The following is a 15,225-nucleotide window of genomic DNA, read 5'->3' as shown; positions in this document are numbered from 1 at the left end:
TCCGCGGGAACTGCGCCAACAGAGCCCGCACCTGCGGCTCGACCGCATCAGCCAGCGAACCCCGCGGGCCCCGTTCCCGCCGCGGTGGGCCCGGCGCCCGCAGCGCCGAACGCACCGTGTTCCGCGCGACTCCCAGCCGGCGGGAGATCTCCTTGATCGGGACACCCTCCGCCCGATGCAGACGACGGATCTCGGACCAGTCCTCCACCGACAACACCCCCTCAGCGTCGCCCAGAAGGGGTCAATCCCAATCCGACGTCAGGGGGTCAGTCTCAGGCCGTCGTCGACAGCAGCCCGTGCGACCAGTCGACCGTGGTGGTGACGCCCGCGTCGAGGGCCTCCAGCGCCGCGAGCAGGTTGCCCGCGTGGATGTCCTCCGGGCGGAAGACCTTCCCCCACTCCAGGTAGTTCCACACGAAGTACTGGGTCAGCGTCCAGTCGGCGCCGTAGCCGCGCAGCGAGGTCTGCCACATGTGCCGGTGGGTGTCGATCATGCCGGGCATCACGATGCCGCCGGCCGCCTCGATCTCCTCGGTGCCCTCGGGCGCCGCCAGCCCGACGCCGACGGCGGCGATCCGGTCGCCGGTCACCAGGACGTCGTGGCCGGACAGGACCGTCCGGCTCGCATCGACGGTCAGGACGGTCGCGTTGCGGAAGACGACGCTCATCGGCGCACCCCTCGATCTGCCGGACAGAAGTCCGCTGTACGGACATCGTGGAACGGCGGTCACTGTCGCGCACGCTGGCTGTGCTGTCAACGTCCGGGCTGTCACCGTCCGGGCCGCCGTCGCCGTGCGGTCGGTCGCGGCGTGTCCGCAGGGCGGACGCGAGGCGCTACCGTGACGCCCATGCCACGCGACGGGACCGGCCCGGACTTCATCGAGGCGCTCGCCCGCGGCCTGGAGGTGATCACCGCGTTCCGGCCCGGCCGGCCGGAGATGACCCTGGCCGACCTCGCCGCGGCGACCGGGCTCGCCCGGCCGACCGTGCGCCGGGTGCTGCTCACCCTGGCCGAGCTCGGCTACGTCCGCGCCTGCGAGCGTGGGTACACCCTCACGCCGCGGGTGCTCGACCTCGGCGTCGCCTACGTCCGCTCCACCGGGCTGTGGGACGTCGCCCGTCCGCACCTGGAGCGCCTGGTCGAGCGCACGCACGAGTCGTGCTCGATCGCCCAGCTCGACGGCAGCGACATCGTGTACGTCGCGCGGGTCGCGGTGCCCAAGATCGTCGCGCTGTCGGTCCAGATCGGGACCCGGTTCCCGGCGGCGTCGACCTCGCTGGGGAAGGTGCAGCTCGCCGCGCTCGCCCCGGACGAGCTGGAACGCGTGCTGGCCGAGCCGTCGCGGTCCGGGCTGACCCCGCGCAGTGCCCCCACCCCGGCCGAGCGCGACGCCGAGCTGCGCGAGGTCCGCGCCCGCGGCTGGGCGCTCACCGACGAGCAGCTGGCGCCCGGCATCCGCTCGGTCGCCGCGCCGCTGCGCGACGGCGAGGGCCGGGTGATCGCCGGGGTCAACGTCAACTGTCACGCCGCGGAGACCTCGCTCGAGACCCTTCTCGAACACCACCTGCCGCTGCTGCTGCAGACCGCGGGCGACATCAGCGCAGACTTCGCCCGGCTCGCCACCGCCCCGCACGTGACCGTGTCCGCCCCGGCTTGACCTCGCGGCCCGGGCAGGGCCACGATCGTCTGGCGGACAGGCGTCCGTACGGCGATCACTTCGGAGGAACTGATGGCGGAAGCCGGAACCGGCGGGCCGCTCGAGGGCATCCTCGTGGCCGACTTCTCGCGCATCCTGGCCGGGCCGTACGCGACGATGTTGCTGGCCGACATGGGCGCCGACGTCGTCAAGGTCGAGGGGCCGGCCGGCGACGACACCCGGACGTGGATGCCGCCCGAGCGCGACGGGGAGTCCACCTACTACCTGGGCATCAACCGCGGGAAGCGCTCCATCGCGCTGGACCTGCGCGACGAGACCGACCTCGCCGCCGCCCGCGAGCTCGCGCGGCGTGCCGACGTCGTCATCGAGAACCTGCGCCCCGGCGGGATGACCCGCTTCGGGCTGGACTTCGACGCCGTCGCCACGACCAACCCGGGCGTCGTCTACGCCTCGATCTCCGGGTTCGGCTCCGGCGCGGGCGCGCACGTGCCCGGCTACGACCTCATGGTCCAGGCGATGTCCGGGCTCATGAGCCTCACCGGCGATCCGGACGGGCCGCCGTACCGGGCGGGCATCTCGGTGTTCGACGTGATGGCCGGCAACCACGCCGCGATCGGGATCCTGGCCGCGCTGCGCCACCGCGACCGCACCGGCACCGGCCAGCACGTCGAGGTCAACCTGCTCTCCTCGGCGCTCACCGGGCTGGTCAACCACAGCTCCGCCTGGGTCGCCGGGGACACCGTGCCGTACCGGATGGGCAACGCCCACCCCTCGGTGTTCCCCTACGAGCCGATGCCGACGGCCGACGACGACCTCATCGTCGCCGCCGGCAACGATGCCCAGTTCCGCAAGCTCTGTGTCGTGCTCGGGGTCGGAGACCTCGCCGACGACCCCCGCTTCGCCCGCAACGCCGACCGCACCGTGCACCGCGAGGCGCTGCGCCCGCTGCTGGAGGAGCGGCTCGCGACCCGTGGCGCGGTCGAGTGGTTCGAGCTGCTCACCGAGGCCGGCGTGCCGTCGGGCCCCATCCAGACCATCGACGGCGGCTTCGCCATGGCGGAGCGGTTCGGCCTCGACCCCGTCGTCACCGTCGGGGAGGGGGAGCGGGCGGTGCCCACCACGCGCCACCCGGTCCGCTTCTCCGCCACCCCGGCCGTCTACCGGCTCCCTCCGCCGCAGCTCGACGAGCACGGCGCCGACCTGCGGAAGTGGCTCGACTCATGACCTACCCCACCGCCCTGGGTGCCTCGTCGAAGGACGCCATCACCCTGCTCGGCCACGACCTCGCCGAGGACGTGATGGGCACCGTCGGGTTCGGTGAGCTCGCGTTCTGGCTCGCCACCCAGCGCCGCCCGACCCCCGGCGAGACACGGGTGTTCGAGGCCGTCCTCGCCGCGCTCGCCGACCACGGGTTCACCCCGACCGCGATCGTCACCCGGCTCACCCACCTGTCCGCGCCGGACTCGGTGCAGGGCGCGCTCGCCGCCGGCCTGCTCGGTGGCGGCTCGCGCTTCCTCGGCGTCACCGAGGACTGCGGCCGGTTCCTGCACGACCACCTGCCCGCCGAGCGCCCCACCGACGACGACGGCTGGGACGCCGTCGCGCTCGACGTCGTCACCGCGCAGCGGGCCGCGAAGCGGTTCGTGCCCGGCCTCGGCCACCACGTCCACAAGGACGGCGACCCCCGCACCCCGCGGCTGTTCACCATCGCGGAACAGGAGGGGCTGCTCGGCCCGCACCTGCGCCTGTTCGCCGCGATCGGCCGGGTGCACCCGCAGGTGCTGGGCCGGACGCTGCCGCTCAACGGCGCCGGGGTCTGCGGCGCGGCGCTGGCCGACCTCGGGCTGCCGCTGGAGCTGCTGCGCGGCTTCGCGCTGCTCGCCCGGACCGCCGGTCTGATCGGTCAGCTCGCGGAGGAGCTGCGCCACCCCGTCGCGAACGACATCTTCCTGTCCGTGGACCTGCACAACCGGTCCGTCGACCCCGACCCCTACCAGCCCGAGGGAGACCCGCGATGACGCAGCCCACCACCGTCACCGAGGACACGATCACCGACGCCGCCGTCGCGCGCTGGGCCACCGCGCACGACCCGCGCACCGCCGAGCTCATGACCGCCCTGGTGCGCCACCTGCACGACTTCGCCCGCGAGACCCACCTCACCGAGGACGAGTGGACGGCCGCGGTGCACTGGCTGACCGCCACCGGGCAGATCTCCGACGACAAGCGCGAGGAGTTCATCCTCGCCTCCGACGTGCTCGGGCTGTCCATGCTCGTCGTCCAGCAGAACCACCGCCTCGACCCGGCCGCCACCCCGGCGACCGTGCTGGGCCCGTTCCACATCGACGGCTCCCCGGAGAAGGACTTCGGCGCGGACATGTCCGACGGGCTGCCCGGCGACCTGCTGTTCGTGCACGGCACCGTCCGCTCGCTCGACGGCACCGCCGTCCCCGGCGCCGTGCTCGACGTGTGGCAGTCCGACGCCGACGGCACCTACGAGGCCCAGCTCGACGTCGACGAGGCCCGGCTGCGCGCGAAGTACACCACCGACGCCGACGGCCGCTACTGCCTGCGCACCATCGCCCCACTCGGCTACGCCATCCCGATGGACGGCCCGGTCGGCGAGCTGATCTCGCGCACCGACATCAGCCCGATGCGGCCCGCGCACATCCACTTCCTGCTCGCCGTGCCCGGCTACGCACCGCTGATCACCCACCTGTTCCGGGAGGGCACCGAGTACCTCGACTCCGACGTCGTGTTCGGTGTGAAGCGCGAGCTCGTCGTGGCGTTCGACCGCCACGAGCCCGGCCCCACGCCGGACGGCGGGCACAGCGACAGCCCCTGGTACGGGGCCCGCTACGACTTCGTGCTGCAGCCCGCCGGATAGGCCGACAGGGCGTCGGGCAGGGCGTCGGGAAGCGCGTCGGGCCGGACTCAGCGCCGCCCGACGACCAGCGCGGCCAGCCCGGTCGTCACCGGGACGGCGGCGACCAGCCCGATGCTGCCCACCAGCGTCCGCACGATCTCGGTCGCCACGTCCTGGCTGGTCAGCACCTGTGTCACCCCACCGGCGGCGACCGTGAACAACAGCAGCAGCGGCAGCGCCGCCCCGGCGTAGGCCAGCACCAGGGTGTTCACCGCGGACGCGACGTGGTCGCGGCCGATCCGCATCCCGGCGGCGAACAGCTCGCGCACGCTCATCCCCGGGTTCGCCGCGCCCAGCTCCCACACCGCGGACGCCTGGGTGACGGTGACGTCGTCCAGCGCACCGAGCGCGCCGATCACCAGCCCGGCCAGCACCAGGCCGCGGGGGTCGATCGGCACGCCCGGGCCGAGCGTGCCGATCAGGGTGGCGGTGGTGTCGTCGAGCCCGGTGAGCCGGGAGGTGACGGTGAACAGGTAGCCGAGCAGCCCGATCAGGGCGAGCGAGGCCAGTGTGCCGAGCACCGCGCACGACGTCCGCGCGGTGAACCCGTGGGTCAGGTACAGCACCACGAACATGATCAGGCAGGCGCCGGTGACCGCGACCGCGAGCGGGGAGCCACCGGACAGGATCGCCGGCAGCACGAACCACAGCAGGATCACGAAGCTCAGCGCCAGACTGACCAGCGCCGCGAACCCGCGCAGCCGTCCCAGCACGACGACGGCCAGTGCGAACGCCGCCGCGAGCCACCCCAGCGGGGCGCCGCGCTGGAAGTCGACGAGCTGGTAGGAGCCCGCGTCGTCGGGGTTGGCGCCCGACCACGACAGGGTGACCGGGTCACCCACCGCGAACCGCGGTGTCGACGGCTCGTTCGGCACCAGCTGCACCAGGTCCCGTCCGGCACGGGGCCCGTCGGACAACGCGACCGTCACCCCCGTGCAGCGACGGTCCCCGGCGCCGGGGGAGCAGTCCGCGACCTGCACCGTGGTGACGGTGCCGTGCACCTGCTGGGTGGGCGGGATCTCCGGGACCGGGGTCGCCCCGGGCCACAGCAGGGCCACCCCGGCGAGCGTCGCGAGCACGCACGGCACGAGCAGCGCGACGAGCAGCCTCCGCACCCGTCGTCCGGCCGGGGACGCGGCACCGTGCCCGTGGCCGTGTCCCTGCTCGTGTCCCTGGCTGTGTCCCGCGCTGTGCGCCTCTCGGTGTGCCGCTCGGTGTGCCTCTCCGTGTCCTTCCCCGTGTCCTTCCCCGAGTCCCGCGCCGTGGTCGTGCCCGGTGGCGGGCGGTGCCGGTGCGCCGGTCGTGGTGCCGGGCCCCGCCGCGCCGGGACAGTCGCCCCAGCCGCCCGGGTGCCCGGCGCGGGGGATCGGGCCGGTCTCGGCACCGTCGTCGTGCCTGTCGTGCCTGCCGTGTCTGCCGTCCCTGCTGTCGGTGCCGTTGTCGGTGCCGCCGCCGGCGGGGTGCGGCGCGGCACGTCCTGCCGGTGCGGGGGAGGTGCCGGCGCCGTTCTCCTCGCGGGACGGACGGCGCGGGGCGGGTGTCCGGGTGCCGGGTGTCCGTGTGCCCGGTGTCCGCCGGGCCCGGTGCCGCGCCGGTTCGGTCGGGAGCCGGTGACCGCCCGAGGCGCCCGGTGCCCGGTCCTCGGCACGTCGCCGTCCCCCCGTCCGCGGAGCGGTGGGCCGGCCGCCGTCGGAGGCGGACGGGTCGCGCGGGCCGGGCGGGGGCGGGGGCACGTCCGCATCCTTGCAAACGATCTTCGGCCTGCGGGGTGCCGTTCGCCCGGACGCGACCGCCCGGCGACGACCGGTTGTCCGGCGTTCGAACTTGTGTTCGACTAGGGCGGTGCGATGGGACGGACAGCAGGTCGGGGCGGACGGTGTCGGACACGCGACGGCGCTGCCGGGGATGCGGGGGTTGCTGCGCTCGGTGCGCACCCCCGGGTTCGCGGACACGGTGTTCCACGAGGTCGAGGCGCGATCGGTGCTCAACCGAGTGCCGTCGTCGTCGCCGGTGCCGTTCGGGTGGACGGTCAACCCGTACCGCGGCTGCTCGCACGCCTGCACCTACTGCCTCGTCCCGGACACCCCGGTGCTCACCGCCGACGGCCGGTCCCGGCCCATCGGGCAGCTGCGCCCGGGTGACGAGGTGGTCGGCACCCTCGCCGACGGCGGCGGGCGGTGCCGGTTCGTCCGCACCCCGGTGCTCGCGCGCTGGTCGACCCGGCGCCGGGCGCAGGAGGTGACCCTCGACGACGGCACGGTGCTCGTCACGTCCGCCGAACACCGTTTCCTCACCACCTCCGGCTGGGCACACGTGCGCCCGGGGCGCTGCCGTTCCTCGGCGGACCGGCCGCACCTGACACCGGGGACGGCACTGGTCGGGCCCGGTGCGGCGGCGGTCCCGGGCGGGCCCCGGCCCGACGGGTACGCCGAGGGATGGCTCTGCGGGCTGGTCCGGGCCGACGCGGTGCGCGGGCGGGTGCGGGCCGAGCCGTTCCCGACCGGCTGGGTCGAGCTGGAGGCGCTCGCCCGCGCCCACCACCTGCTGACCGCGCGGCCGGTGCCCGTGGCCGCCGGAATGCTCGCGGCGCCCGCACCGTCGCCGACGGCCTGGCCGCACCGGCCCGCCCGCGGCTGGTCGGCCGGCTTCGTCGGCGGGATCGTCGACGCCTGCGGCGAGGTCTCCGCCGGGGTGCTGCGGATCGTGCCCGGCGAGGAGACGCTCGCCCGCGCCTGCGTCGACGCGCTGCGGCGGCTCGGGTTCCGGGTGGCCTCGGAGCCCTCGGCCCGGCCCGGGGTGCGGGCGCTGCGGGTGCTGGGCGGGGTCGCCGAGCAGCTGCGGCTGGTCGCGGTGACCGACCCGGCCGTGGCCCGGATGCGTGATGTCGGCGGCGCCCGCGTCGAGGAGCCGCCCGGGGGAGCGCCGCGGGTGGTGTCGATCCGCGACACCGGCACCCTCCGTCCGATGGTCGACATCACCACCGGCACCGGTGACTTCGTCGCCGCCGGGGTGGTCAGCCACAACTGCTTCGCCCGCAACACCCACACCTACCTGGACCTGGACGCGGGCGCGGACTTCGACTCCCAGATCGTGGTCAAGGTGAACGTCGCCCGGGTGCTGGAGCGGGAGCTGGCCCGGCCGTCGTGGCGGCGCGAGCACGTCGCGATGGGCACCAACACCGACCCCTACCAACGGGCGGAGGGCCGCTACCGGCTGATGCCGGGGGTGATCGGCGCGCTGGCCCGCTCCGGCACGCCGTTCTCCGTCCTGACCAAGGGCACCGTGCTGGGCCGGGACCTGCCGCAGCTCGCGGCCGCGAACGCCGACGTGCGCGTCGGCACCGGGGTGTCGGTCGCGCTGCTGGACCGGGAGCTGCAGTCGCACCTGGAGCCGGGCACGCCGAGCCCGCGGGCCCGGCTCGACCTGGTCCGCCGGATCACCGACGCCGGCCTGCCCTGCGGGGTCATGGTGGCCCCGGTGCTGCCCTGGCTGACCGACTCCACCGAGGCCCTCGACGCACTGCTGGGCGAGATCGCCGCTGCCGGGGCGAGCCGGGCCACGGTCCTCGCGCTGCACCTGCGCCCCGGGACCCGGGAGTGGTTCCTGGCCTGGCTGGGGCGGACCCAGCCCGTGCTGCTGCCGCGCTACGAGCGGCTCTACCGCGGCGGGTCCTACGCCACACCGGACTACCGCAGGGCCCTGGCCCGGCGGGTCTCCCCGCTGCTGGCCCGGCACGGCCTGGACCGGCCCGAACCGAACCCGCGGGACCCGGGGTGGACCCGGCAGCCGGTCGCGCCGGTGCGGCCACCGGACCCGGACGCGGGGCAGCTGAGCCTGCTGTGAGGCGGCGCCGGAAACCTGGTGGCAGGCGGCCCGGGCGGTGCCGATAGCCTTGACCGCCGTGATGCGAACCCACCCCGTCGGCGCCCTGCGTGCCGAGAACGCCGGCCAGACCGTGACCCTCGCCGGATGGGTGGCCCGCCGCCGCGATCACGGTGGCGTGATCTTCATCGACCTGCGGGACCGCTCCGGATCGGCCCAGGTGGTGTTCCGTGAGGGCGAGATGGCCGAGCGGGCGCACCGGCTGCGCTCCGAGTTCTGCATCCAGGTCGTCGGCGAGGTCGTCCGCCGGCCCGCGGGCAACGAGAACGCCGACCTGCCGACCGGCGACATCGAGGTCACGGTCACCGGGCTGACCGTGCTGTCGGAGTCCGCGCCGCTGCCGTTCCCGATCGACGAGCACACCGGCGTCGGCGAGGAGATCCGGCTCACCCACCGCTACCTCGACCTGCGCCGTCCCGGGCCGGCCGCGGCGATGAAGCTGCGCAGCGACGTGAACAAGGCCGCCCGCGACGTGCTCGCCGCCGAGGACTTCATCGAGGTCGAGACGCCGACCCTGACCCGGTCGACCCCGGAGGGCGCGCGCGACTTCGTCGTCCCGGCCCGGCTGCGCCCCGGCTCCTGGTACGCGCTGCCGCAGAGCCCGCAGCTGTTCAAGCAGCTGCTGATGGTCGGCGGGCTGGAGCGGTACTACCAGATCGCGCGCTGCTACCGGGACGAGGACTTCCGCGCCGACCGGCAGCCGGAGTTCACCCAGCTCGACATCGAGATGAGCTTCGTCGAGCAGGACGACGTCATCGCGCTGGCCGAGAAGGTGCTGGTCGCGCTGTGGAAGCTCGTCGGCTACGACGTGCCCACCCCGATCCGCCGGATGCCCTACGCCGAGGCGATGGCCCGCTACGGCTCGGACAAGCCCGACCTGCGGTTCGACATCGAGCTCACCGAGCTCACGTCCTACTTCGCGGGCACCGGGTTCCGGGTCTTCCAGAACCCCTACGTCGGCGCCGTCGTCATGCCGGGTGGGGCGTCGCAGCCCCGCAAGGTGCTCGACGGCTGGCAGGAGTGGGCCAAGCAGCGTGGCGCCCGCGGCCTGGCCTACGTGCTGATCGGCGAGGACGGGCAGGTCGACGAGCGCGGCCCCGTCGTCAAGAACCTGTCCGAGGCCGAGCGGTCCGGACTGGCCGAGGCCGTCGGCGCGAACCCCGGTGACTGCATCTTCTTCGCCGCGGGCACGCCGAGCGAGGCCCGCGCGCTGCTCGGTGCCGCCCGGGGTGAGATCGCGCGGCGCATCGGTGCGATCGACGAGTCGGCCTGGTCGTTCGTCTGGATCGTCGACGCCCCGCTGTTCGAGTCGGCCGCCGACACCGACGACGTCGCCGTCGGCGGCGGTGCGTGGACCGCGCTGCACCACGCGTTCACCTCGCCGACCCCGGAGTGGATCGACAGCTTCGAGAAGGACCCGGGCAACGCGCTGGCCTACGCCTACGACATCGTCTGCAACGGCAACGAGATCGGTGGCGGCTCGATCCGTATCCACTCGGCCGAGGTGCAGAAGCGGGTCTTCGAGGTCATGGGTCTGTCCGCGGAGGAGGCGCAGGAGAAGTTCGGCTTCCTGCTCGACGCCTTCGCCTACGGTCCGCCGCCGCACGGCGGGATCGCGTTCGGCTGGGACCGGATCACCGCGCTGCTCGCCGGCGTCGACTCGATCCGCGAGGTCATCGCCTTCCCGAAGACCGGCGGCGGGTTCGACCCGCTGACCCAGGCACCCGCTCCGATCACCGCCGCCCAGCGCAAGGAGGCCGGCGTCGACGCGAAGCCCGCCGCGGCCGCGCCAGGGGGTTCCGTGCCCGGCCCGCCGTCCGAGACCGGCGGCGGCGCCCCGGAGAAGCCCGGCCCGGCCGCGTAGGTGCTGCACCTGCGGGTGGTCTGTCCACCCGGACGGACCGCCGACGTCCGCACCGTCCTCGACGCCGAACCCGGGGTGGCCCACCTGGTGGTCCACCCCGGGGTGGCGGTGCACCCGGTCGGTGACCTGGTCGAGGCCGACGTCGCCCGGGAGTGCGCCGACGACCTACTGGGCAGGCTGTCCGATCTCGGCGTCGACCACGACGGCGGCATCACCCTCGAACAGCTCGACACGGTGCTGTCCGACCGGGCCGACGCCGCCGAGGAGGCCGCCCCGGGGGACGGCGCCGACGCCGTCGTCTGGGACGAGCTGATCCAGCGCACCGGCGAGGAGTCGCGGCTGTCGGGGACGTTCCTGACCTTCCTCACCATCGCCTGCCTGCTCGCCGCCGTCGGCGCGGTCACCGACTCGCCGGTCACCGTGGTCGGGGCGATGGTGCTGGGCCCGGAGTTCGGCCCGATGGCCGCGATGGCGGTCGGGCTGGTGCTGCGCCGTCGCGACCTGGTCTCGCGCGGCGCGCTCGCGCTCGCCGTGGGGTTCCCGCTGGCGATGGCCGTCACCGCCGTCGCGACCCTGGTGTTCGACCTGCTCGGCTGGTTGTCCTCGGCCGGGCTCGACAGCCTCGAGCAGATGGACTTCATCTACGAGGTGGGGCCGTTCTCGCTGGTCGTCGCCGTGCTCGCCGGGGCGGCCGGGATGCTGTCGCTGACCTCGGCGCGGTCGTCGGCGATGGTCGGCGTGGTCATCTCGGTGACGACCGTCCCCGCCGCCGCCTACGCCTCGGTCGCGGTGATCGAGGGACGCTGGAACGAGGCGGCACTGTCGGCGCTGCAGCTGGGGGTCAACCTGGTGGGCGCGATCGGCGCGGCAGCCGCGGTGCTGGCGTTCGCCCGGCGCGGGTCGCGACGTCGGGGCGCGGACCGCGCGCTCTCCGAAGGGTAGGGTCGCCTTCGATGACCGATCCGCAGTCGACTCCGGGCGCGGTCGCGGCGGTGGCCGGGGCCGCGCGGCTGCTGTCGCGGCGGGCCGGCTCGGAGGTCGAGCTGTACGAGCCCGAGGACCTCGGCGGCAGCGGCCGCTCGGTCGTCGCCCGGGCGCGGATGGCGAAGAACCCGTTCTCCGACCGGCGCAGCGTCGTCGTGAAGCACTACGCGCCGCCCGAGGACGGCTCGGCCGGCGCGGACCTCGTGTCGGACCCGTTCCGCTACGAGGTCGCGTCCTGCCAGCTGTTCACCGCGCTGCCCAGCGACGTCCGGCCCAGCCCGGTGATCATCGCGCACGACCCCGAGCAGCGGCTGCTCGTCCTGGAGGACCTCGGCCGCAGCCTGACCCTGGCCGACAAGCTCTTCGGCCCGGACGCCCACGCCGCCCGCACCTGCTTGCTCGGCTGGGCCCGCGGCCTGGGCCGGATGCAGGCCGCGACCGCCGGGCGGGAGGGCGACTTCGGCGCGCTGCTGCGCCGGCTGGGGGAGAAGGCACGCCGGGACCCGGTCGCCGACCAGGCCCGCGCCGCGCTGGCCGGGCTGCCGGAGCTGCTGGCCGGGATCCTGGGGGTCGAGGTGCCGGAGCTGGCGTCGTGGGAGGCCCAGGGCGGGGTGCGCCTGCTCGGCGGCACCGGGTTCCGCGCGTTCAGCCCGTCCGACACCTGCCCGGACAACAACCTGGTCACCAGCCGCGGGGTGCGGTTCGTCGACTTCGAGTGGGGCTGCTTCCGCGACGTCGTCCTCGACGCCGCCTACGTGCGGGTGCCCTTCCCCGGCTGCTCGTCGAGCTTCGCCCTGCCCGACGCCGTCGCCGACGCCATGCTCGACGCCTGGCGGGCCGAGGTCGCTCCGGTGTGGCCCGAGCTGGACGACCCGGAGCTGCTGGAGTCGCGCCTCGCCGACGCCCAGGTGCTGTGGGTGTGGTGGTCGACCTGGCGGCTGCTGCCGCGGGTGCCCGAGCGCGACGGGCCGATCGGCCCCGACGCCGGCCGGTCCCCCCGGATCTCCACGGCACTGCGGCACTACTGGCGACGCCTCGGTGTCACCGCGGAGGCGACGGCCCGACCCGGCACGGCCGCGCTGGCCGACGCCGTGGTGACCGCGCTGGACACCCGTTTCCCGGACGCGTCGTCGACGCTGCCACTGTTCCCCGCCTTCCGTGGTGGCGACTGGTAGGGGTCTGCACGACAGCGCTGCCCCGAGAGTTCCCGCGTCGGTACGAGACGCGTCACCGGTTGCACACGGAAACGGTGGCTGCGGCGGTGAGGGTGTCGGCGTGTCCCCGATGACCGCGCGCCCGTCCGTCGTCGATCCGGTCCTGCGCTCCGTCCGTCCCGTCGCCGCACCGCGTGCGACCGGGCGGCCCGTCCGGCACCTCGTACTGCTGGGCGACTCCACCGCCGTCGGGCTGGGGGATCCCCTGCCGGGCGGTGGCTGGCGCGGTGTCGGCCCACTGCTGCGCGACGCCCTCGACGATCCCGCCCGCCCCGGCTCGGTCCGGCTGGACAACCACGCCCGGACCGGGGCGCGGATGGCCGACGCCCGGCACGGGCAGGTGCCCGTGGCCGCGGCGTCGGGGCCCGACGTGGTCGTGCTGTGTGTCGGGATGAACGACACCCTCCGCTCCGACTTCGACCCGGCCGGGATCCGGCGGGACTGCGCGGAGTCGCTGGAGCTGCTGCTGGGGGCCGGGGCGACCGTGCTGCTGCTCCGCTTCCACGACCACACCCGCGTCTGGCCGCTGCCGGGCCTGTTGCAGCGGGCGCTCGCCGCCCGGATCTCCGCTCTGAACGGGGCCGTCGACGGGGCGGTGGCCGACGCCGTCGCCGCGACGGGACGGTCCGCCGTCGGGATCCTCGACCTGGACACCGCCGGCAGCTACGACCCGGCGGCGTGGAGCGTGGACCGGTTGCACCCGTCCGAGCTGGGTCACCGACTGCTGGCGCGTGGTTTCGCCGGGCTGCTCGGCGCCGCGGGGTTCGCGGTACCGGGGGAGGTCGGGCTCGACGCCGCCGGTGGCCGGGAGGTGACGGCCTGGCAGCGGGGGGCGTGGCTGGTGGTGCAGGGCGTGCCGTGGCTCGTGCGGCGGGGCCGGGACCTCGGGCCGGTGATGGTGCGCGGCCTGGTGGAGGGTGCGCGGGTGCGCAGGGTCTCGGCCTGACCCGTGCCCCGGCGACCGTCGGCCACCGTAGGAGCCGGGGAGCCCCGCTACAGGCGTCGCAGGAAGTTCCCGATCCGCTCCACGGCCTGCTCCAGCTGCGGCAGCGCCGTCGCGTACGAGCAGCGGATGTGCCCCTCCCCGGGCGGCCCGAACACGCTGCCCGGGACGACGGCGACCGACTCCTCCCGCAGCAGCCGCTCGGCGAAGGTCTCCGAGTCGAGGCCGGAGGCGCGGATCGAGGGGAACGCGTAGAACGCGCCCGCGGGCTCCGGGCAGTCCAGCCCGGCCTCGCGCAGCCCCTTCACGAACACCCGTCGGCGACGGTCGTAGTCGGCCACCATCTCCGCGACGTCGCCCTCCGCGCTGGTCAGCGCCTCCACCGCGGCGATCTGCGAGACGTGCGGCGCACACAGCATCGTGTACTGGTGCACCCGCAGGCACAGCTCGGCGATCGGCTCCGGCGCGGCGAGCCAGCCGACCCGCCACCCCGTCATCGCCTGGGCCTTGGAGAACCCGCCCAGGACCACCGTCCGTTCCCGCGCACCGGGGACCGCACCCAGGCAGGTGTGGGTGCCGACGTAGGTGAGACGGTCGTAGATCTCGTCGGAGAGCAGGTACAGGTCGTGCCGCTCGGCCAGCGCGACGAGTTCGCGCAGCACCTCGGGCGGCTGCACCGCGCCGGTCGGGTTGGCCGGCGAGCCGATCAGGATCGCCTTCGTCCGCGGGGTGACCGCGGCCTCGACCGCGGCGATGTCGATGGCGAACCCGTCCTCGGCGTGGGTCGGCACCCCGACCGGGACACCCCCCGCGAACGCGACGCACGGCTGGTAGGCGACGTAGCAGGGCTCCGGGACGATGACCTCCTCGCCCGGGTTCAGCAGCACCCGGAACGCCAGGTCGAGCCCCTCGGACACCCCGGTCGTCACCAGGCACTCGGTGGCGGGGTCGTAGTGGGCGTCGTAGCGCGACGCCAGGTCCGCGCACACCAGCTCACGCAGCTTCGGCAGGCCCGCGTTGCCGGTGTAGGTGGTGTAGCCGCGCTCCAGGGCGTAGATGTCGGCCTCGCGGATCCGCCACGGCGTCACGAAGTCGGGTTCACCGACACCGAGGGAGATGACGTCGTCCATCTCGGCGGCGATGTCGAAGAACCGCCGGATCCCCGACGGCGGGATCGCCGAGATCGTCGTGTTGAGCGGCTTCACGGGGTCACCGGCAGCCGGTGGTCGGGCTCCGGCTCGGCGAAGGAGTCGCCGTCGCGCTTGTGCGTGGCCAGCACGAAGTGCGTGGCGGTCGAGCGGACCCGGTCGATCGTGGACAGCTTCTGGGACACGAAGTCGCTGACCGCGCGGATGTCCGGGCCGACGACCGTGCAGCGCAGGTCGTGCCCACCGGAGACGAGGTAGCAGTCGCGGACCTCGTCGAAGCGGGAGATGCGGGCCGCGACGTCGTCGAACCCGACCCCACGGGCCGGGGCCACCGAGACGTCGATGAACGCCGTCACCTGCGCACCGGCGCGGCCCGCGCCGGGGTGGCCGTCGCCGCCGTCCTCGTACCGGGCCCAGTCCACGACGGCCTTGTGCCTGCGGATCACCCCGGAGCGTTCCCACTCCGCGATCCGGACGTCGACCTCGTCCCGGGTCAGACCCAGCATGGTGGCGACGGTGTCGTGGCTCAACGACGCGTCACGTTCGAGCAACTCGAGGATCTCGCGCACGGCGTGACCCTACGACGACCGCCCGTCGTCGCGCCGCGGG

General features: G+C 74.6%; 13 protein-coding genes and 1 pseudogene. 9 read left to right on the top strand and 5 right to left on the bottom strand.

Annotated features, from left to right (window positions below; translation table 11 throughout):
- Both FVA95_RS18235 and FVA95_RS18230 read right to left on the bottom strand, forming a co-directional pair.
- On the bottom strand, nucleotides 1-217 hold a 217-nt coding region (locus FVA95_RS18235), incomplete at its 3' end, for a sigma factor-like helix-turn-helix DNA-binding protein (RefSeq protein WP_193564260.1).
- Between the two features lie 64 nt (nucleotides 218-281).
- Nucleotides 282-668, bottom strand: a pseudogene (locus FVA95_RS18230) (amidohydrolase); the annotation flags it as partial.
- A 180-nt stretch (nucleotides 669-848) separates the two neighbouring features.
- On the opposite strand from FVA95_RS18230, the gene FVA95_RS18225 reads away from it, so the two are divergent.
- The 4 genes from FVA95_RS18225 (at nucleotide 849) to FVA95_RS18210 (ending at nucleotide 4,542) form a co-directional block, all read left to right on the top strand.
- Nucleotides 849-1,658 carry an IclR family transcriptional regulator C-terminal domain-containing protein gene (locus FVA95_RS18225; protein WP_149665276.1) on the top strand — a complete coding sequence of 270 codons (810 nt, stop codon included), beginning with the start codon at nucleotides 849-851 and terminating at the stop codon, nucleotides 1,656-1,658.
- Between the two features lie 72 nt (nucleotides 1,659-1,730).
- The gene (locus FVA95_RS18220) at nucleotides 1,731-2,882 is read left to right on the top strand and encodes a CaiB/BaiF CoA-transferase family protein (RefSeq protein ID WP_149665275.1); all 1,152 of its coding nucleotides are present in this window, start codon (nucleotides 1,731-1,733) and stop codon (nucleotides 2,880-2,882) included.
- Nucleotides 2,879-3,676 carry a citryl-CoA lyase gene (locus tag FVA95_RS18215; RefSeq protein WP_149665274.1) on the top strand — a complete coding sequence of 266 codons (798 nt, stop codon included), beginning with the start codon at nucleotides 2,879-2,881 and terminating at the stop codon, nucleotides 3,674-3,676. The genes FVA95_RS18220 and FVA95_RS18215 overlap by 4 nt, the downstream gene beginning before the upstream one ends.
- Complete coding sequence (locus FVA95_RS18210; protein WP_149665273.1) at nucleotides 3,673-4,542, top strand: dioxygenase; 870 nt, start codon at nucleotides 3,673-3,675, stop codon at nucleotides 4,540-4,542. The genes FVA95_RS18215 and FVA95_RS18210 overlap by 4 nt, the downstream gene beginning before the upstream one ends.
- 47 nt (nucleotides 4,543-4,589) lie before the next feature.
- On the opposite strand, the gene FVA95_RS18205 is transcribed toward FVA95_RS18210, so the two are convergent.
- Complete coding sequence (locus tag FVA95_RS18205; RefSeq protein ID WP_240051567.1) at nucleotides 4,590-6,314, bottom strand: YibE/F family protein; 1,725 nt, start codon at nucleotides 6,312-6,314, stop codon at nucleotides 4,590-4,592.
- A gap of 109 nt (nucleotides 6,315-6,423) precedes the next feature.
- Between FVA95_RS18205 and FVA95_RS18200 the strand changes: the two genes are divergently transcribed.
- From FVA95_RS18200 to FVA95_RS18180, 5 genes are all read left to right on the top strand, one after another.
- Nucleotides 6,424-8,424 carry an intein-containing Rv2578c family radical SAM protein gene (locus FVA95_RS18200; protein ID WP_149665272.1) on the top strand — a complete coding sequence of 667 codons (2,001 nt, stop codon included), beginning with the start codon at nucleotides 6,424-6,426 and terminating at the stop codon, nucleotides 8,422-8,424.
- A gap of 58 nt (nucleotides 8,425-8,482) precedes the next feature.
- A complete protein-coding gene (aspS, locus tag FVA95_RS18195) occupies nucleotides 8,483-10,327 on the top strand; it encodes an aspartate--tRNA ligase (protein ID WP_149665271.1) in 1,845 nt (614 codons plus the stop codon).
- Nucleotides 10,328-11,269, top strand: coding sequence for a DUF389 domain-containing protein (locus FVA95_RS18190; RefSeq protein WP_149665270.1), 942 nt, complete (start codon nucleotides 10,328-10,330; stop codon nucleotides 11,267-11,269).
- An 11-nt stretch (nucleotides 11,270-11,280) separates the two neighbouring features.
- The gene (locus tag FVA95_RS18185) at nucleotides 11,281-12,486 is read left to right on the top strand and encodes a hypothetical protein (RefSeq protein WP_149665269.1); all 1,206 of its coding nucleotides are present in this window, start codon (nucleotides 11,281-11,283) and stop codon (nucleotides 12,484-12,486) included.
- Between the two features lie 109 nt (nucleotides 12,487-12,595).
- Entirely contained in the window at nucleotides 12,596-13,471 is an 876-nt protein-coding gene (locus FVA95_RS18180; protein ID WP_193564375.1) for a GDSL-type esterase/lipase family protein, read from the top strand.
- Nucleotides 13,472-13,518: 47 nt separating this feature from the next.
- Here FVA95_RS18180 and FVA95_RS18175 read toward each other — a convergent pair whose 3' ends face one another.
- Both FVA95_RS18175 and FVA95_RS18170 read right to left on the bottom strand, forming a co-directional pair.
- Complete coding sequence (locus FVA95_RS18175; protein WP_149665268.1) at nucleotides 13,519-14,673, bottom strand: aminotransferase class I/II-fold pyridoxal phosphate-dependent enzyme; 1,155 nt, start codon at nucleotides 14,671-14,673, stop codon at nucleotides 13,519-13,521.
- Complete coding sequence (locus tag FVA95_RS18170; RefSeq protein ID WP_149665267.1) at nucleotides 14,670-15,185, bottom strand: Lrp/AsnC family transcriptional regulator; 516 nt, start codon at nucleotides 15,183-15,185, stop codon at nucleotides 14,670-14,672. The genes FVA95_RS18175 and FVA95_RS18170 overlap by 4 nt, the downstream gene beginning before the upstream one ends.
- Nucleotides 15,186-15,225 lie beyond the last annotated feature (40 nt).

The sequence above is a fragment of the Pseudonocardia sp. EV170527-09 genome (genome assembly GCF_008369905.1).
Classification (GTDB): domain Bacteria; phylum Actinomycetota; class Actinomycetes; order Mycobacteriales; family Pseudonocardiaceae; genus Pseudonocardia.
This window is presented reverse-complemented; position numbering and strand designations above follow the sequence as displayed.

Coding starts and splice junctions, on each gene's coding strand:
- FVA95_RS18225 (WP_149665276.1), top strand. CDS start 849: ATGCCACGCGACGGGACCGGCCCGGACTTCATCGAGGCGCTCGCCCGC.
- FVA95_RS18220 (WP_149665275.1), top strand. CDS start 1,731: ATGGCGGAAGCCGGAACCGGCGGGCCGCTCGAGGGCATCCTCGTGGCC.
- FVA95_RS18215 (WP_149665274.1), top strand. CDS start 2,879: ATGACCTACCCCACCGCCCTGGGTGCCTCGTCGAAGGACGCCATCACC.
- FVA95_RS18210 (WP_149665273.1), top strand. CDS start 3,673: ATGACGCAGCCCACCACCGTCACCGAGGACACGATCACCGACGCCGCC.
- FVA95_RS18185 (WP_149665269.1), top strand. CDS start 11,281: ATGACCGATCCGCAGTCGACTCCGGGCGCGGTCGCGGCGGTGGCCGGG.
- FVA95_RS18180 (WP_193564375.1), top strand. CDS start 12,596: ATGACCGCGCGCCCGTCCGTCGTCGATCCGGTCCTGCGCTCCGTCCGT.